The organism is Gemmatimonadota bacterium (assembly GCA_009838645.1).
Lineage (GTDB): Bacteria > JAAXHH01 > JAAXHH01 > JAAXHH01 > JAAXHH01 > JAAXHH01.
Genome location: VXRC01000035.1, coordinates 16,591 through 33,232, shown reverse-complemented (window position 1 = coordinate 33,232; position 16,642 = coordinate 16,591). Strand labels below are relative to the sequence as shown.

General features: G+C 63.3%; 18 protein-coding genes, 1 tRNA gene and 2 pseudogenes. 11 read left to right on the top strand and 10 right to left on the bottom strand.

The genetic code is table 11. The features are described from left to right. The first annotated feature begins 14 nt into the window (after positions 1 to 14). Positions 15 to 1,214, top strand: coding sequence for an aminotransferase class V-fold PLP-dependent enzyme (locus tag F4Y38_10010; protein ID MXY49607.1), 1,200 nt, complete (start codon positions 15 to 17; stop codon positions 1,212 to 1,214). Between the two features lie 74 nt (positions 1,215 to 1,288). On the opposite strand, the gene F4Y38_10005 is transcribed toward F4Y38_10010, so the two are convergent. The 5 genes and pseudogenes from F4Y38_10005 to F4Y38_09985 all read right to left on the bottom strand — a co-directional run bounded on the left by F4Y38_10005 (position 1,289) and on the right by F4Y38_09985 (position 3,940). Next, positions 1,289 to 2,008 (bottom strand): sulfotransferase, encoded by a 720-nt coding sequence (locus F4Y38_10005; protein ID MXY49606.1) that lies wholly within the window; start codon positions 2,006 to 2,008, stop codon positions 1,289 to 1,291. 73 nt (positions 2,009 to 2,081) lie between these two features. Then, a complete protein-coding gene (surE, locus tag F4Y38_10000) occupies positions 2,082 to 2,765 on the bottom strand; it encodes a 5'/3'-nucleotidase SurE (GenBank protein MXY49605.1) in 684 nt (227 codons plus the stop codon). Between the two features lie 6 nt (positions 2,766 to 2,771). Next, complete coding sequence (locus F4Y38_09995; protein MXY49604.1) at positions 2,772 to 3,032, bottom strand: hypothetical protein; 261 nt, start codon at positions 3,030 to 3,032, stop codon at positions 2,772 to 2,774. Between the two features lie 251 nt (positions 3,033 to 3,283). Continuing rightward, on the bottom strand, positions 3,284 to 3,508 hold the full coding sequence (locus tag F4Y38_09990) for a PspC domain-containing protein (protein MXY49603.1): 225 nt from the start codon (positions 3,506 to 3,508) through the stop codon (positions 3,284 to 3,286). A gap of 264 nt (positions 3,509 to 3,772) precedes the next feature. Continuing rightward, a pseudogene (locus F4Y38_09985) lies at positions 3,773 to 3,940 on the bottom strand (PspC domain-containing protein). Between the two features lie 68 nt (positions 3,941 to 4,008). Here F4Y38_09985 and F4Y38_09980 point away from each other — a divergent pair. From F4Y38_09980 to F4Y38_09935, 10 genes and pseudogenes are all read left to right on the top strand, one after another. Beyond that, a pseudogene (locus F4Y38_09980) lies at positions 4,009 to 4,086 on the top strand (glutaredoxin family protein). Between the two features lie 369 nt (positions 4,087 to 4,455). Then, a complete protein-coding gene (locus tag F4Y38_09975; GenBank protein MXY49602.1) occupies positions 4,456 to 4,656 on the top strand; it encodes a hypothetical protein in 201 nt (66 codons plus the stop codon). Between the two features lie 120 nt (positions 4,657 to 4,776). After that, positions 4,777 to 5,376, top strand: a complete 600-nt coding sequence (locus F4Y38_09970) for a sigma-70 family RNA polymerase sigma factor (GenBank protein MXY49601.1) — start codon at positions 4,777 to 4,779, stop codon at positions 5,374 to 5,376. A 34-nt stretch (positions 5,377 to 5,410) separates the two neighbouring features. Next, positions 5,411 to 5,989 (top strand): hypothetical protein, encoded by a 579-nt coding sequence (locus tag F4Y38_09965; protein MXY49600.1) that lies wholly within the window; start codon positions 5,411 to 5,413, stop codon positions 5,987 to 5,989. A gap of 196 nt (positions 5,990 to 6,185) precedes the next feature. Continuing rightward, entirely contained in the window at positions 6,186 to 8,003 is a 1,818-nt protein-coding gene (lepA, locus tag F4Y38_09960; GenBank protein ID MXY49599.1) for an elongation factor 4, read from the top strand. 43 nt (positions 8,004 to 8,046) lie between these two features. Then, the gene (lepB, locus tag F4Y38_09955; GenBank protein ID MXY49598.1) at positions 8,047 to 8,754 is read left to right on the top strand and encodes a signal peptidase I; all 708 of its coding nucleotides are present in this window, start codon (positions 8,047 to 8,049) and stop codon (positions 8,752 to 8,754) included. Continuing rightward, positions 8,547 to 9,905: a radical SAM family heme chaperone HemW gene (gene hemW / locus F4Y38_09950; protein MXY49597.1), complete on the top strand. Its 1,359-nt coding sequence runs from the start codon at positions 8,547 to 8,549 to the stop codon at positions 9,903 to 9,905. The genes lepB and hemW overlap by 208 nt, the downstream gene beginning before the upstream one ends. Before the next feature lie 23 nt (positions 9,906 to 9,928). Further along, on the top strand, positions 9,929 to 11,017 hold the full coding sequence (gene ddlA / locus F4Y38_09945; GenBank protein MXY49596.1) for a D-alanine--D-alanine ligase: 1,089 nt from the start codon (positions 9,929 to 9,931) through the stop codon (positions 11,015 to 11,017). Between the two features lie 382 nt (positions 11,018 to 11,399). Beyond that, positions 11,400 to 11,472: transfer RNA gene (locus F4Y38_09940), tRNA-Gly, on the top strand. A gap of 54 nt (positions 11,473 to 11,526) precedes the next feature. Then, entirely contained in the window at positions 11,527 to 12,180 is a 654-nt protein-coding gene (locus tag F4Y38_09935; GenBank protein ID MXY49595.1) for a tetratricopeptide repeat protein, read from the top strand. On the opposite strand, the gene F4Y38_09930 is transcribed toward F4Y38_09935, so the two are convergent. From F4Y38_09930 to F4Y38_09910, 5 genes are all read right to left on the bottom strand, one after another. Next, the gene (locus F4Y38_09930; protein MXY49594.1) at positions 12,167 to 13,096 is read right to left on the bottom strand and encodes a sugar phosphate isomerase/epimerase; all 930 of its coding nucleotides are present in this window, start codon (positions 13,094 to 13,096) and stop codon (positions 12,167 to 12,169) included. The two genes, F4Y38_09935 and F4Y38_09930, sit on opposite strands and share 14 nt — an antisense overlap. Continuing rightward, positions 13,029 to 13,655, bottom strand: a complete 627-nt coding sequence (locus F4Y38_09925) for a phytanoyl-CoA dioxygenase family protein (protein MXY49593.1) — start codon at positions 13,653 to 13,655, stop codon at positions 13,029 to 13,031. The genes F4Y38_09930 and F4Y38_09925 overlap by 68 nt, the downstream gene beginning before the upstream one ends. A gap of 86 nt (positions 13,656 to 13,741) precedes the next feature. Further along, the gene (locus tag F4Y38_09920; protein ID MXY49592.1) at positions 13,742 to 15,457 is read right to left on the bottom strand and encodes a dihydroxy-acid dehydratase; all 1,716 of its coding nucleotides are present in this window, start codon (positions 15,455 to 15,457) and stop codon (positions 13,742 to 13,744) included. A 74-nt stretch (positions 15,458 to 15,531) separates the two neighbouring features. Then, positions 15,532 to 16,266, bottom strand: coding sequence for a DUF2953 domain-containing protein (locus tag F4Y38_09915; GenBank protein MXY49591.1), 735 nt, complete (start codon positions 16,264 to 16,266; stop codon positions 15,532 to 15,534). Next, a complete protein-coding gene (locus F4Y38_09910; GenBank protein MXY49590.1) occupies positions 16,263 to 16,625 on the bottom strand; it encodes a hypothetical protein in 363 nt (120 codons plus the stop codon). Before F4Y38_09910 ends, F4Y38_09915 begins: the two co-directional genes overlap by 4 nt. Positions 16,626 to 16,642 lie beyond the last annotated feature (17 nt).

Sequence of the window (16,642 nt, the reverse complement as noted above, 5' to 3'; positions counted from 1 at the left end):
AACGGAACATTGCCATGTTTACTTCCATTTCCGAACCGCAGACCCAGCCCATCGATCCCGGTGACCAGGCCTACTGGTCCCAGGTCCGGTCCCAGTTCATCCTGGAACCGGGCCACGCCTATCTGAACAACGCCGCCCTGGGCATGCCACCCAAGCCCGTTCGGGATGCCGTCGCCGCGGGATTCCGCCTGATGTCCGAGAACCCGTCGAAGGCCAAGCGGGATTTCCACAACTACATCGAGTCCGAGCTCAGGCCGGCCATGGCGGGTTTCCTGGGTGCGGAGACGGGTGAAATCGCCCTGGCGCGCAATGCGACCGAGGGACTCTATCATATAGTCAACGGACTGGACCTGGCGCCGGGGGACGGGGTCCTGATGACCACGCAGGAGCATCCCAGCGCGGTGCGGCCCTGGAAGGTAAGGGCGGAACGATACGGTATCGAGGTCCGGGAAGTCCATATCCCCAGCCCGCTGGTGGGAGCGGACGACATCCTTGAGCGTATCTCCGCGTCGATCGACGGGCGGACGAAAGTGCTCTTCTTCTGTCACGTCACCCGGGGCGGTTACCTGTATCCGGTCGGAAGTCTCTGCGCCATGGCCAGGGAGAACGGGCTGGTATCGGCCGTCGACGGCGCCCAGGCGGTGGGTATGCTGGACGTCGACCTGGCCGAGGTCGGCAGCGACCTGTATACCAACAGCCTGCACAAGTGGTTCCTCGGTCCCGCCGGCACGGGATTCCTCCATGTCACCCGCGCCATGCAGCCCGCCTTCAGCACCCTCTACGCACCCGCGGCCGAACCCGGCGGCGACGCGCGCAGTTACGAAATACAGGGGACCTACGACCTGCCCGTGCGCGCGGCTCTAGGCACCGCCCTGGATTTCCTGAACCGCATCGGAATAGGCAATATCGAGCGGCGCCTGCGCATGCTGTCGGACTACCTGAGAAAGGCTCTCCTGGAGGTCCCCGGGCTGCGGCTGCTCACCAGCCTGTCCCACGACATCTCGTCTCCGGGTTCCACCATCTTCGAATTCGACGGGATCGACGCGGCGCGGTGGCGCGGGCCCATGGAGGAGGAAGCGCATCTCCACGTGGACGACCACGACCGGGACGGCCACAGGGGCCTCCGTATCTCCACTCACTACTACAACACGACAGACGAAATCGACCGGTGCGTCGACAAGCTGAAGGAACTGGCACGGCGGGAGGGACGTTAAGCGCGGCGGGCGCTTCCAGCCGCGCAGCCCGGTCCGGCGGACACGGCTGCCGCACCTTGTGCCAGGCCGCCGGCTCAGACCTCGTATCCCAGCTCGGCCAGCGCTTCGCCCAGCAGGTCCATCGGGAGCGCGCCTTCGGCCTTCTTCCACCGCCCCACCGCTTCGGGCCGCACGACGATACGGCTCAGGGGGATGCCGAGATAGGCTTCAAGCCGGCGAAGGGTCTCTTCCTGTTTCAATACGAAGTCTTCGAACCGGATGGTCACGAGGTGGCCGGGCGCCGGCGTCGCCTTCATGAGCCGGTACTGGTACAGCCATGAAATCGCCCGCTGCCGCCTGATGTCCGCCGTGTCTGGACGGGCGATGCCGAAGTCACCGAGATCGTCCGTCCTGTGCCGGGCGAGGATGCCGTCCCTCGGATCCCGGATCCAGTGAATGTACCGGATATCGGGAAACATGCGGACGATCCACGGATAAATGAGCGTGGTTTCCGGCAGTTTCCATCCGCGGAAAGGATCCCCGTTTTCCAGCACGTCCGCCAGGTAGGCTTCCACCTTCTCCACGAATTCCGGGTCGATGTCCATCTCCAGCGTCTTCGAGAAATCCCAGGAAGTGCCGCCGGCCCACCGGACGTACTTCGCGAAGATACGGCAGGCGTCATACAGGTCGTGCGGTGGCACCTTGTCGCCCGAGGCGTTGATCGTCCGGCCCATGTAGACACCGCTCGTGTAGAGCGTGTGGGACATGGCCCGCGTGCCGGAGTGCCCCCGGCCAATAATGGTAATGATGGGCATGGTCTGACTCGGTGGACGGTGACTGCCGTTTGAACAGGACCAGCAGGTTTCTTCAGGAAATCGGTGGGATAGATCAGACCCGGATCTTCGACAGGGAGATATGACCGCTGAAGCACTGGTCGATATCGGAACCGGGCTCCCGGTGCCGTTCGTGATAGATCCCTGTATGCAGGTAACCGTTATCGGTCGGCGTGAACGTGATACGGAAGGGACTCGTGTCCACCGGAGTGGATTTGACCTCCAGGCGGGATTCGTGGTGATCCGGGTGGGGGAGGTTGACGTTGTAGAAAACCCCGGGTTCCGGGTCCTCGCGCAGCAGGCGTTCCAGGACCGGCCGCAGTCGTTCCGCGGCCAGAGGCCAGTCGATCTTCCGGCCGTCCGCCGTGTAATGGGACAGCGCCATGGCCTTGCAGCCGTGGATGGCGGCCTCTCTGGCGGCGGCCACCGTGCCGGATTCGTAGACGTCCACCCCGAGATTGCCCCCGTCGTTGATACCGGACAACACCCAGTCCCCGTCGGTCGCAAGCTGGTTGACCGCCAGGCGCGCACAGTCGGCGGGCGTGCCCCAGACCCTGTACCGGCGGCTCCCGAGTTCATCTACGCGAATGGGCTGGTTGTTGGTCAACTGGTGTGCCGCGCCCGACTGTACTTCCGCCGGGGCGACCACGACCACGTCACCCCACTGCGACGCCAGGCCCTCGAGCGTCAGCAGACCCGGTGCCTCGATGCCGTCGTCGTTGGTGACAATCAATTTCACAGCGGCCTACTTATCCTGGGCAATGGATTTTCCCGATGGTCCGCCAGGCGGTTCGGATGAGCCGGGTGAGTGCAGGCCGGATGCGTGCCGCCCGCCCGATTTCCGGTCGTCGCCCCTGCCGCCCGATTCCCCGTGGTTGCCCGTACCCTTCAGCCGGCGACAGCAGGGGTAGATCAGGCGGACTAAAGGATAAATCGTCAGGACGGCGAGTACGCCGCTGATGCACTGTATGACGCGGGCCAGGCGTAGATTGTGCTTTCTTCTCATACTCATTACGTCGATAAGGCACAAAAAAAGCGACCGGTCACGGATACTGACTAATCGCGCAATACGCTAGTCGTATGAATGTAGGTTGTCAAGCCGATTCAAGGGCCTGGGCCGGAACTCGCCGGAGGGCCTGGGCCAGAATCCGCCGGGGGTCCGGTCCGAAACCGACCGGGGAAACTTGAGGCCGGAACCGGACGCGGGGTGCGGACCAATTACCGGCGGTCGATCGGTTTGAAGCGGTACATCATATGCTATCTGTCTTCTGCGGGAAGCTCGGGACGTCCCTCGGGCATGATGAAGGCCATGAAGAGGTAGATCAGCGTTACCGTTCCAATGGAAAACAGAAAGGCGATGAAGAACCCGATACGCATCAGTGTGGGGTCCAGGTTGAAGGCATCCGCAAGGCCGTTGCAAACGCCGAAGATCTTCTTGCCTTCATTCAGCCTGTACAGCCGTCGATGTTTGAAGAACTCCATGATCTGCCCTCTGTAGACGAACAAAATGAATACCGCGGCGCCGATGGCCACGATGGGAACCATGGGCAGGAAGAAGGAGAACCGCCCGAAATCCGGCGCATATGACCAGGTCAGTACGATCACGGCCAGCAGGATGAACAGGCCGCCCAGGACCATGCTGTTGTTCCGGTTGGTGGGCTGTTTCTCCGCAACCTGCCGCGCGCCCTGTTTCGGCTGGTCCGAATTCTCTGAATCAACAGGCGAATCGGAGGTCGCCGCGGGGGCCAGGCCCGGATCCCGTGGTATGATGAAGACGCATACCAGGTAGGCCAGAAAGACAAAGGGGCCGAATACAGGCAGGGTGATGACCGTGAAGGCCACCATGGCGATACGCAGCACGGAAGCGTCCACGTCGAAGTACTCGGCCAGGCCGCCGCAGATGCCGCTGATCATCCGGTTGGATGCGGATCTGTAGAGTGTTTTGTCGGGCACGGCTGCGCTACCTTTCCTCTTTTTCCGGTGCCGGTGGTTCTTCCGCGGCCGGCGGCTCTTCCGCGGCCGGCGGCTCTTCCGCGGCCGGTGGCTCTTCCGCGGCCGGTGGACTCGCGGGTTGGGCCGGTGGCAGGACTTCCTGCGATTGGTTCCGGTTGTGCTGCAACCTGGCGCGTACGATCAGGCCGATGCCCACGAACAGCAGGACGAAGCCGAAGAACTCCACATCGCTCGCGATGACCGTGGCCAGGCCGATGCCCACCAGGAGCACCACGGCCAGGGAGGGAGCGCCGGACTCGTGCTTCCTGGCTTCGATGTAGATCCCTTTCTCGATCATCGCCATGCGTTCCTGGTGTCTGATTTCCCGTCCTCTTTTAAAATACCCCAGCAACGCGCAGACGACGCCCAGTCCGAAGGAGACGGCGATGGCCAGGATGGCTGCCTCCTCGTAATCCAGGTTCGCGAGGACAACGACCATGACGCATACGCTGACGAAAAACGCTGCCCAGGCTTTCCAGTTATCCATATCCTGCCTCCGATCGGAGATCGCCCTGCCGGTCAACCACCCTGACCTGCTTCTCAAGGTTTCGACACGAAAGTCGACCGTTTTGTTTCAGAAACTGAAAGTTAAATTGATTTGGCGTTACCGCCATAAGAAAAGCATGACCGTATGCTGAAACATTTGTAGATTCCCGATAGTCATATAATCAATAGGGATACCGACCGGGATCCCTGTAAGGGGTCGAATCTGTCGGGCGAAACGGCCCTGTTCATGGCTGTGATGCGCTTGAGACAGGATGAGGCGACCCATGGATTTGAGCGATGAGGAGCTCGTCGCAAGGGCCCGGGAGGGAGACCGGCCGGCCTTCGCCCGTCTCGTCGAGCGGCACAGCGTTTCCGTGTTCAACATGACGTTGCGGATCGTCGGGAACCGGGAAGACGCGGAAGAGGCCGCGCAGGACGTTTTCGTCCGCGCTTACAGAAGTCTCGACCGGTTTCGCGGGGATTCCAGGTTCTCTACGTGGCTTTACCGCATCGCCGTAAACGTGAGCCTGAGTTCGGCGCGCCGTTCCCGGCGGGATCTGTCCACGACTTCCCTTTCGGAGCCTGAGGACGACGAAGACGGATTGCCGATGCAGTTGCCGGATCCGTCGGCGGACCCCGCGGAACGGTTCGAGCAGGCTGAATTCAGGGATCAGGTAAGAAACATGGTGGCGGCGCTTCCGCCTATTTACAGCGCGGTGATTTCGATGTATCATATGCAAAGCCTGTCATACGATGAGATCGCGGAAGCGCTGGAACTGCCGATCGGCACCGTCAAGGCCCGGCTGTTCCGCGCCCGCGCCGCATTGCGGAAACTGATCTACCGGTCCATCGAGCCCGATACGCTGAGTTAGGCTCTGGACCCGGCATCCCCGGAACCGAACGATCATGAACTGCGAATCCGCACAAAGAATGGTGTACGAGGCGGTCGACCGGGCGCTTTCCCCGGAAGAGCGCCGCCTGTTGGATGCCCATCTTACCGGCTGCGAACGTTGCAGGTCGGAGGCGGCGGTTCTCGACGCGTTGATCGAGACGGTCGAAACGACTCCGGCCGCCAAACCCACCGAAGCCTTCCTGTCCAAAGTGATGGAGCAGTTGCCCGCGCCTTCGCGGTCATCGTGGTTCGCGCCGGCCCTGATCTTTCCCCGTCTCGTCTTCGCCTTCACGCTGGCCGCCGCCGCACTGATCTGGCTGTACCGCGCATCACTCGCCGAAATCGCCGGGAGCCTTCTGCCCGTCCAGACCGTAGCCGGACCGGTGACGACCGCGTTTCGAGATATCCAGGCCTACCTGCAGGCGCAGGCCGGCGCGGTCCTGGCCCACCTACCCGATCCGGTCTCCGCTTCGGTCGACTGGGGTTCCTTGCTGTTGGTCGCCACCACACTCGCGGTGGGCTGCCTGCTCATACGCGCGGCCGAGAACCTGGATGTCGGCATTTCGAGCTTCCGGATCGGCAGACGGTACTGAAACGCCTACCCGAACGGGCTGAATAACCGCCGCGCACCCTGCCCGGGAACCCCCGCTTCGCACCCATGAAACGGGCCCTTCCCATCCCGCATACCTGTTGACATTCCGCGCCTTAATCGTTTTATTTCACCCTGTTGCATACGGTTTGCTAAGGCGGCGGATACCCCTGCTTTCAGGATGACCGGACGGTTTTTACATGTCGACGGAACACATTCGCAACTTCTCCATCATCGCGCATATCGATCACGGCAAATCGACCCTGGCGGATCGCCTGCTGGAGATGACGGGTACCGTGTCTCCCCTGAAGATGCGTGCCCAGATGCTCGATAATCTCGATCTGGAGCGAGAGCGGGGCATCACGATCAAGGCCCACGCGATCCGCATGTCCTACGATGCGCCGGACGGACGGTCCTTCGCGTTGAATCTGATCGATACCCCCGGACACGTCGATTTTTCCTACGAGGTTTCCCGGAGCCTCGCGGCCTGTGAAGGCGCGCTCCTGATCGTGGACGCCGTACAGGGCATCGAGGCGCAGACGATCAGCAATCTGTACCTGGCCCTGGAGAACGACCTCACCATCATCCCGGTCATCAACAAGATCGATCTGCCCAACGCGCGGGTCGATGTCGTGACGGGCCAGATCGTGGATCTGCTGGGCGTCTACCCCGAAGACGTGGTACTGACCAGCGCGAGAGACGGAATCGGGGTCGAAGCGGTGCTGGAGGCCATCCTGGACCGTATCCCGCCCCCGGAACCCGACGACGGTCCCTTGCGGGCTCTCATCTTCGATTCGATCTTCGATCAGTACCGTGGCGCGGTGCCCTACGTACGCGTCGTGAGCGGCGAAATAAAGCCGGGCATGCACATCATGATGTGCTCCAACGGCAAGCGGTTCGAGGTCGCCGAGACCGGCGTGCTCCGTTTTGACAAGGCGCCCGTGGATGCGCTCACGGCCGGAGAGGTGGGCTATCTGATCGGAAATATCCGCAACGTGGCCGACGCCAGCGTGGGCGACACGGTCACCGACGCCGTCCGGCCCTGCGACGAACCGCTGCCCGGTTACCGGGAGGCCAAGTCCATGGTGTTCAGCGGACTCTACCCGGCGACTTCGGAAGATTACGAACCGTTGAAGGAGGCCCTCGAGAAGTACCAGTTGAACGACGCCGCCCTGGTGTATGAACCCGAGACGTCGGTGGCCCTTGGATTCGGCTTTCGCTGCGGATTCCTCGGGCTGCTCCACATGGAAGTCGTGCAGGAGCGCCTCGAACGGGAGTACGGGCTGACGATCCTGGCCACTATGCCCAGCGTAGAGTACCGGATCACGACCACGGCCGGCGAGGTGCTCAAGGTGGACAACCCGGCCGACATGCCCGATGCCGCGTACATCGACGCCGTGGAAGAGCCGTTCATCCAGGCCCAGATCGTCGTCCCGCACGACTACATCGGAAACATCATGAAACTGACCCGGGACCGCCGGGGCATCTACAAGGCCATGGAATACCTCGATCCAACCCGGGTCGCCCTGCAGTACGAACTGCCGCTGTCGGAGATCGTCTTCGACTTCTACGACCGGTTGAAATCGATCAGCCGCGGATACGCCTCCTTCGACTACGACTTCCTGGAGTACCGCGCCTCGCCCCTGGTCAGGCTGAACCTGCTGCTCAACGGCGACCTGGTGGATGCCCTGTCCATCATCATCCACAAGGACAAGGCCTACGAGTGGGGCCGCGAGCTGTGCCAGCGGTTGCGCAAGATCATACCGCGGCAGATGTTCGAGGTCGCCGTCCAGGCCGCCATCGGCGGCAGGGTCATCGCGCGGGAGTCGATCCGTCCCCTGCGCAAGAACGTCACGGCCAAGTGCTACGGCGGCGACATCACGCGGAAGCGCAAGCTCCTGGAACGGCAGAAGGAGGGCAAGCGGCGCATGAAGCAGGTGGGAAACGTCGAAGTGCCGCAGGAAGCCTTCCTGGCGGTACTGGATATACGGGGCGAAGGCGCGGCAGTGGGCGGCTGAACGTCCGGACCGGGACGCCCCGGTCCCTGGAGGATTTCAATCCTTGGCAAGAAACAAGTCGCTGCTCAGAGAGTACGTGGAAATCCTGCTGTTCACCGTACTGCTCTTCCTCTTCATACGGGCGGAGGTCGTCCAGGCGTTTCGCATACCGTCGGAGTCCATGGAGGCCACCCTCCAGGTGGGGGACTTCCTGCTGGTCAACAAGTTCATCTACGGTCCCGGCATTCCGTTCACCGATATACGCATGCCTGCCTGGCGCGATCCCGAACCCGGCGATATCCTGGTGTTTCCCTATCCCCGCAACCCGGCGCAGATGTTCATCAAACGATGTATCGCCGTCTCCGGCCAGAAGGTGGAAATCCGGGACAAGCGCGTATACGTGGACGACGTGATGGTGGAGAATCCGCCGCAGGTCAAGTTCGATGACCCGTCGGTCAGGGCGGCGACCCGAAGCACGCGGGACAACTGGGGGCCCAAGATCGTCCCGGCGGACGCCCTGTTCGTCATGGGCGACAACCGGGACTACAGTTCCGACAGCAGGTACTGGGGATTCGTGGACCGGGAGGACGTGGTGGGCAACGCCTTCATCATCTACTGGTCCTGGGAACGCCACCGGGAGGACCCCGAACTGGTGTGGCAGTCGTCCAGGCCCCTGGAAAGCGTCGCCTCGCTGGTCTACGTACTGGGGTACAACATCGTGCATGTTCCGTGGCGGGTCCGCTGGAACCGCATCGGAAGAATCGTCATGTAGATCGGGGCGCACACGCATTGGCCGGCCTCTACGTTCATATACCCTTCTGCAGCCACGCCTGTCCATACTGCGATTTCTCCTTTGAATTGCTCAAAGGCGGCCGGGTGGATGAGTTACTGGGCGCCCTGGACACCGAGGCGGAGCGGCGCGGCCGCGAATTACCCTGGGCCGACGGCGTCTTCGACACGGTCTTCCTGGGGGGCGGCACGCCCACCTGCCTCACGGACCGCCAGCTGGACCGCGTCTTCCAGACGATCCATGATCGATTCCGGATCGCCTCCCACGCCGAAATCACGGTGGAAGCGAACCCGGAAACGGTCAGCATCCCCAAGCTGAAGCGGCTTCGCGGACTCGGAGTCGACCGGATCTCCATCGGCGTCCAGTCCTTCTCCCTGCAAATCCTGTTGAAACTCGGTCGTCGCCATACGGCGGACCGGGCCGAAAAGGCGTTCGCGTCCGCCAGGGCAGCCGGTTTCCGGAACGTCAATCTCGATCTCATGTTCGGCGTGCCCGGCCAGACGGCGGCGGACTGGGCGGATACGCTGGAACGGGCGGTTTCCCTGGATCCCGAGCACTGTTCGGTCTACGGCCTGACCATCGAGCCGGGGACGGAATACGCCCGGCTGGCGGAACAGGGGGCGCTGGACCTGCCGGACGAAGGGCGGCACACGGCCCTGTACTTCCAGGCCCTGGACCGGCTCACCGACGCCGGCTTCCGGCATTATGAGATCTCCAACCTGGCGAAACCGGGATTTGCTTGCAGGCACAACGTATCCTGCTGGAAGGGCGGCGATTACCTGGGGCTCGGGCCGTCGGCCCACACGCGCATGGACGGACGGAGACTGGCCAATGCGCGCGGCCTCGCCGACTACCTGCGTGCCATGGATGTGCGGGGAGAAGCCACCGACATGGATGAAACGCTTTCGGTGGACGAACGTATACACGAGTATATCCTGCTGAGCCTGAGATCCGTCGATGGCCTGGATACCCGGTTGTTTCGGGACCGCTACGGGGACGACGCCATGGACGACCGGGATCCGGCCATCCATGCCCTGGCCGGCGAGGGGTTGCTCGCGAAACGCGGATCGCGGCTCTGCCTGACCCGGAGAGGTCTCGCCCTGGCCGACAGCGTCTGCGAATATCTCATGTAGGCCGTGCAGAAAGTGAAGACGGCATGAAGAAGATCAGGGTAGGCATCCTGTGCGGGGGGCGGTCGGCGGAACACCAGGTCTCGTTGCAGTCGGCGCGGAATATCGTCGACGCCATCGACCGGGACCGGTACGAGGTCGTGCTGATCGGCATTGACCGTAACGGGCAGTGGCACCTGGGCGATTCGGCGGGATTCCTGCTCAACGCCCACGATCCGAAGCAGATCGCCCTGAACCGCCTGAGCGAGACGGTGACCCTCGCTCCCGGGGCGCCCAGCGATCCGGTAACGACCACGACGACGCACCGACCGGCCGGAGACATAGACGTCATTTTCCCCGTGCTTCACGGTCCCTTCGGCGAGGACGGCACGGTACAGGGCCTGCTCAAGCTGGCCAATCTGCCCTTTGTCGGTTCGAGTGTTTTGGGATCGGCGGTGTCCATGGACAAGGACGTGATGAAGCGCTTGTTGCGGGATGCGGGCATCGCCATCGCCGAGTTCATGACCTTCGTATCCTCCGATCGAGACCGGATCTCCTTCGATGAAGTGCGGGGCCGGCTGGGGATGCCGTGCTTCATCAAGCCCGCCAACCTGGGTTCCTCCGTCGGCATCACCAGGGCCCGCGATGGCCGTGAATTCGAAGCGGGCGTGCGGGAAGCGTTCCGGTACGACCGGAAGATCCTGGTGGAAGAGTGCGTAAGCGGCCGCGAGATCGAATGCGCCGTGCTGGGGAATGCCCGGCCCGAAGCATCCGGCCTGGGCGAGGTACGGCCCACCCATGAGTTCTATTCTTACGAGGCGAAGTACATCGACGAGCACGGCGCCGAACTGGATATTCCAGCCAAATTGCCGCCGGAACTGACGGATGAGATCCGTGCGACCGCCGTAAGGGCCCATAGGGTGCTGGCCTGCGAGGGCATGTCCCGGGTGGACTTCTTCCTGAAGGAGGACGGCGAAGTCCTGGTCAACGAGCTCAATACCATTCCCGGGTTCACCCGGATCAGCATGTTTCCCAAGCTGTGGGAAGTCGCCGGCGTTTCCTACGCCGACCTGATCGACCGCCTGATCAAGCTCGCGCTGGAGCGGTTCGATGAAGAGAAGACTCTAGAGACTTGATCCGCGCGTCAGGATGTCCGGCCTGCCCGCGCCTCGCTCGGATGGGCCTCGCCCGGATGGGCCTCGCCCGAAAGCGCCTCGCCCGAAAGCGCCTCGCCCGAAAGCGCCTCGCCCGGCAGTATGGTTGTTTCACAGACTTTTTTATATTGTCAATGTTGATTGAAATAAAAATCAACATAAATTTCGTTTTGGGACATACCCCGGGCCCATCATCATTGACACGAATGTGGTCGTTGTCGGCACTGGCGTAATCTCCTGTCCATCGCGCGCGAACTGCATTGCCGTGGGACGGGCGTAACGCCGATCGGATTTCGCTTGACACGGCGTCGGTCGCCCGGTTAGAATACCTTGTGCAGTGGCCGTCTTCGGTCCTGCCCATCCCGCGGGAATAGCTCAGTTGGCAGAGCATCAGCTTCCCAAGCTGAGGGTCGCGGGTTCGAGCCCCGTTTCCCGCCTGTCTACCCTGTGGCGTTCCGGACCACAGGGCGTTTTCTTGTGAAGGAGGTACCGTGAGTAGAACGGCGGTCGGCCTGTCCGGCCTGGGCCTGTCCGGCCTGGGACTGGCCATCGCGGCCCTGGCCATCGTGGCCCTGGGGTTCGCCGGGTGCGGCGCGAAGACCATGCAGTACTCCGGTTCGCTCGATACGCCCGAGGTCGAATACGCGAAGGCGCTGAGCCTGCTGGAATCGGGTGCCCATGACGAGGCGGAAGCGGCATTGCGCAGGACCATGCGGCTCGATGACGGCTACGCTCCGGCCTACGTGGGAATGAGCCGCCTTTTCCTTGAGCGGGGAGACGTCAAGGAGGCGATCCGCTACGTGCACATGGCCCGGATCAGGGACGTGGACTACGTGCCGTGCTGGCTGATGGCCGCCCGACTTTATGACGCCGCCGGCCAGTACGAAGCTGCGGTGGCCGAATTCCGGGAGGCGATTACCAGGGACAAAGACCGTTTGTGGGCGGTGGAAAGCTATGTCGACCTGGCCCGGACTCTGGAGAAGCTGGACAGGCTGGAGGATGCCCACGACGCCTACATGGAGGCAATCACCCTGGACCCCCTCCATATCGAGGCCCGTTCCTCGGTGACGCGCATCTGGAAGACCCTGGGCCCCGAATTCCTGATGCGTCTGCGCTACGAAAACCGGGACATCATCCTTCCTTGATGATGTCCTGAATGAACTGCACGGACCTGGACAGGGTTTCCCTTCTTTCCGTATCACTGTCCCCGGTGATGCCGCATTCATATGCCAGGTATCCATCGTAACCGATGTCCCTGAGAGCGGAAAGTCCCGCCTTCCAGTCGATGTCCCCGGAGCCCGGTTCCTGGCGGGTGTTATCGGCCATGTGCACGTGGCCCACGTAACGGCTTCCGATGCGTCGCAGCGTGGCCGGCGTGTCCGTCTCTTCGATGTGCATGTGGAAGAAGTCGCACAGCAGGCTGGCCGACGGCGGATCGCCGGCCCGCTGGATAATTTCGATGCCCCGCTCCTGTTGCCTGAGCAAGTGCTCCTCGTAACGGTTCAACGGTTCCAGCAACACCTTCGTCTGTTGCTCCGCGGCGAATGCGGCCAGGTCCCGAACGATCTCCGTCAGCAACTGCATTTCCAGGGTGACGGCGTCGGCCAGCGGCGTGAGGTCCGGGAGGCGCGGCGGCCCGAATATGGGCGGCAGGATGAGACCGACGGCGCCGAAATGCCCGCACACCTGCAGGTTCTCCTTCGCCTCGGCAACGCTGTGGTTCCGCTTGTCGAAGTCCGGGTCCAGGAAGTCGAAGGTGCCCTGGCCGCAGAGCGAGACCAGCCTGATGCCGCGGTTCCGCAGCGCGGATTCCAATTCGTCGATCCGCCGGGCCGGCCCCCTTCCGGATATCTCGAGACCTTCGACATTCAATGACTCGGCGAAATCCAGTTTTTCGTCGAGCGTGCCGCCTGGAAGCAGGCCTTCCTGCAGTGCGATTTTCATTTCGACTCCTTGGGTTGGATCAGGCTGCGCCGGCCAGGCGCGCCCTCGGCTATGCGCGCCGGCCAGGCGCGTCCATGGGTTTCGAAGCGGTCCATACCGTCGATGTATCGGGCACATCCGCGTTCCGGTAGGTGGGGATGAAGGACCAGCGTTCCCGGCCGGACCGGTTCGGATGGGAACTGTGCAGCAGCCGGTCGTGAAACACCAGCACGTCCCCCTGTTTCATTTCCACTTCGATGATCGTTTCGCCCTCGAGTTCGTCGTCCGGGACGCGGTTCGTGAACCCCCTTGCGTCCCGCACGGACGCATGATCCCGTTGATGCCGATGGGAGCCGGGAATAACCCGCAGGCAGCCGTTTTCCGCGTTCGCGTCTTCGAGCGCGATCCAGGCGGACCACTTGGTCGCGCCGCCCCAGTACGCCTGGTCCTGGTGCCAGGGCGAAGCGAAGTGGACCGACGAGGACTTGAACACGGGCTTTGCGCTGAGGAACTCGATGCGCGGCCGATCAGCGGCCGCAGGATGGCCGCCATCCGGGGGTCGCAGGAAATCGACGCGAAGAGGGGCGGGATGGTGTCGCACATCCACACGTGAACGCCCGACGGCCCCGAGGTGTTTTGCACCAGCTCCTTCGCCGCGGTCTTGCAGGCCGCCATCTCTTCCACCGTGAATACGGATTCGACGAGGAGAAAACCATTCTCAGCGAAGTATGAAGGGGCCTCGTCCGGCACCTTGAGCATATCCGCCTCCCTGAAGCTGAAGCGCTAATGCGAATCCCTGGCCACCGGCGCGCCGCTTCCGCCGACCAGGAAATCGAAGTCCACGCCGCGGTCGGCCTGGAGCACGTGGTCCACGTACAACCGGCAGTATCCCCGGTCCATCACGGGTACCGGAGGGGACCAGCGGGCACGCCTCCGGGCCAGTTCATCATCGGGCACTTCGAGTTCGAGGCGGCGCCGTTCGACGTCCAGCGCGATCATGTCGCCGTCCTGAACGAGGGCCAGCGTGCCGCCCGCGGCGGCTTCCGGCGCCGTGTGGAGTACGACGGTGCCGAAGGCCGTGCCGCTCATGCGCGCGTCGGATATGCGGACCATGTCCGTGACGCCCCGTTGCAGCAGTTTCGACGGCAGGGGCATGTTCCCCACTTCGGCCATGCCCGGATATCCCTTCGGTCCGCAGTTTTTAAGCACCAGGACGTCATCCGCTTCCACGTCCAGTTCCGGATCGTCGATACGGTCGTGGAGGTCTTCGATGTTTTCGAATACCACGGCGCGGCCGCGGTGCCGCATCAGTCCGGGCGACGCCGCCGAGGGCTTGATGATGGCGCCGTCGGGACACAGGTTGCCCCGGAGCACGGCGAGTCCTCCGGTCGGAGCCAATGGAGCGTCCAGCGTCCGGATCACGTCCCGGTCGTGACAGGGTGCGCCCGCCGTGTTCTCCCCTATGGTCCTGCCGTTCACGGTCCGGGCGTCGCGATGGATCAGGTCGCCCAGTTCGCGGATCACGGCCGGCAATCCGCCCGCGTAGTAGAAATCTTCCATCAGGTACTGCCCCGACGGCATCAGGTTCACGATGCACGGGATGTCGCAACCCAGTTTGTCCCAGTCCTGCAGAGAGAGATCGACGCCGAGGCGGCCCGCGATGGCCAGCAGGTGCACGACCGAATTGGTGGAACCCCCGACGGCTCCGACGACCCGGATGGCGTTTTCCAGGGCCTTGCGCGTGACGATGCGGGACATGCGCAGATCCTCCCGGACCATCTCCACCACGCGCGAGCCCGCTTCGTGGGCCAGCTTCATCCGCCGGGCGTCGGCCGCGGGGATGGCGGCGTTGCCGGGCATGCCCAGGCCCAGCGCCTCCACGACGCTGGCCATGGTGGAGGCCGTGCCCATGGTCATACAGTGTCCCGTGGACCGGTTCATGCAGGATTCCGCTTCGAGGAACTCCTCCTCGCTCATCGTCCCGGCGCGCACCTCGTCGCTGAACTTGTAGACGTCCGTACCGGACCCGATATTCCGTCCCCTGAACCGGCCGTTGAGCATGGGCCCGCCCGAGATGGCCAGCGTGGGCAGGTCGCAGCTCGCCGCGCCCATGAGCAGGGCCGGGGTGGTCTTGTCGCAACCGACGAGCAGGATGACCCCGTCGAGGGGATTGGCTCGGATGGTCTCTTCGACGTCCATGCTGACCAGGTTGCGGAAGAGCATGGTGGTGGGCCGCATGAGGGGCTCGCCCAGGGACATGACGGGAAACTCCACCGGGAACCCGCCTGCTTCGTAGACACCCCGGCGTACCCGCTCCGCGATGGTACGGAAATGGGCATTGCACGGCGTCAGTTCCGACCAGGTGTTGCAGATGCCGATGACGGGCCGGCCGTCGAAGACATGGTCCGGAAGCCCCTGGTTCTTCATCCAGCTTCGATGAATGAACCCCACTTTGTCTCTGGGGCCGAACCAGTGGGCGCTGCGAAGAGACGATGACATGCATGCTCCTGACTTTGATCGGTGGATGGCCTGGCGTTACCGGGTCTGGCCGGACGCCGACCAGGCGGCTGGCGTTACCCGGACCGCCCTGTCCGCCCTGTCCGCCTGGTCCGCCCGGTCCGCCCGGTCCGCCTGGCCGCCGACCAGGCCGCGCGCAGCGTGGCGGGCGCAAGGAAGAACCGAATGAAGGGAAGGAACAGGGCGACTGGGATGATGCGGATCTCGCCCCGGCCGTCCAGTTCGAAGACCGCCTCGTCGAAATCGGGTTCGACCCGCAGCCGCACGCGCTCGGTGCCGTGGAGGAGTCCGGTAAGGGCGCAGAAAGTGCCCCAGAGGCGGCCCGTGTCACAGGGATTGTCCAGCCCGAAACGGCCCGCGACGTGCAGGGACACGAAACGCACGCACCTGGCCATATCACGCAGGAATATCAGCATACCCCGGACGAATCCCCTCGTCTTCAGTACCCGGCGCAAGCGTTCCCACGGAGCACGTTTTCCATCGGCCTTTCCGTCGGCCGAGGTGCTCGCGGACGGGGCCTCCGGTCCGCCTGGTTCGTCCGCTCTACCTGATTCGGCCGATTCAGCCGCCGCGCGGACCGGACGCCTGCGCTTTCGTTTTCGGCCGGCGCCGGTCGATAGGGAAGGGGTGATGCGGAACAGTCCGAACAGCCACCCGAACGTGATCCTGCCCGAGAAACCCTCCCGGCGAACGACCGAGAAGGTGATCGTCACGGGAACCGCCAGTAGCATCAACACCGAGAGCAGGAGGGCGACGGGTATGAGCAGATAGGGTTCGAAGTTAGGGATCAAGGTTCAGCTTTCTTTTCCGATCGGTGTTTCAGCCACCGGTCCAGCACCGACTTCACGAGATCCGCCATCGAGTTCGTGGCCGAGGAGAACCCGGACTGGCCCGCCATGCGCTCCAGACGGACTTCACCGTCCCTGACGACCAACACGCCCACCGGTTGTACGCCGCCGCCGCCGCCGCTGCCGCCCCGGTCCCCTTCCTTCCCCGACATTCCACCGCCGCCGAAGCCGTAACCGAGCCGGACCAGGGGGACGACCGTAGTCTCCCCGACCTCCACGGGATCGCCGACGACGGACTGCGCCCGGGTCATCTCCCTCATTTCACTCAGTGTGGTCTTTATCAGGTTTTCCAGATCAGCCATGCAAGGTCTCCAATTGG

Excerpts from the sequence above, each read along its gene's own strand:
- F4Y38_10010 (MXY49607.1), top strand. The coding sequence starts at position 15 with ATGTTTACTTCCATTTCCGAACCGCAGACCCAGCCCATCGATCCCGGT.
- F4Y38_10005 (MXY49606.1), bottom strand. The coding sequence starts at position 2,008 with ATGCCCATCATTACCATTATTGGCCGGGGGCACTCCGGCACGCGGGCC.
- F4Y38_09995 (MXY49604.1), bottom strand. The coding sequence starts at position 3,032 with ATGAGAAGAAAGCACAATCTACGCCTGGCCCGCGTCATACAGTGCATC.
- F4Y38_09990 (MXY49603.1), bottom strand. The coding sequence starts at position 3,508 with ATGGAGTTCTTCAAACATCGACGGCTGTACAGGCTGAATGAAGGCAAG.
- F4Y38_09975 (MXY49602.1), top strand. The coding sequence starts at position 4,456 with ATGACGCATACGCTGACGAAAAACGCTGCCCAGGCTTTCCAGTTATCC.
- F4Y38_09970 (MXY49601.1), top strand. The coding sequence starts at position 4,777 with ATGAGGCGACCCATGGATTTGAGCGATGAGGAGCTCGTCGCAAGGGCC.
- F4Y38_09965 (MXY49600.1), top strand. The coding sequence starts at position 5,411 with ATGAACTGCGAATCCGCACAAAGAATGGTGTACGAGGCGGTCGACCGG.
- lepA (MXY49599.1), top strand. The coding sequence starts at position 6,186 with ATGTCGACGGAACACATTCGCAACTTCTCCATCATCGCGCATATCGAT.
- ddlA (MXY49596.1), top strand. The coding sequence starts at position 9,929 with ATGAAGAAGATCAGGGTAGGCATCCTGTGCGGGGGGCGGTCGGCGGAA.
- F4Y38_09930 (MXY49594.1), bottom strand. The coding sequence starts at position 13,096 with ATGTGCCCGATACATCGACGGTATGGACCGCTTCGAAACCCATGGACG.
- F4Y38_09920 (MXY49592.1), bottom strand. The coding sequence starts at position 15,457 with ATGTCATCGTCTCTTCGCAGCGCCCACTGGTTCGGCCCCAGAGACAAA.
- F4Y38_09910 (MXY49590.1), bottom strand. The coding sequence starts at position 16,625 with ATGGCTGATCTGGAAAACCTGATAAAGACCACACTGAGTGAAATGAGG.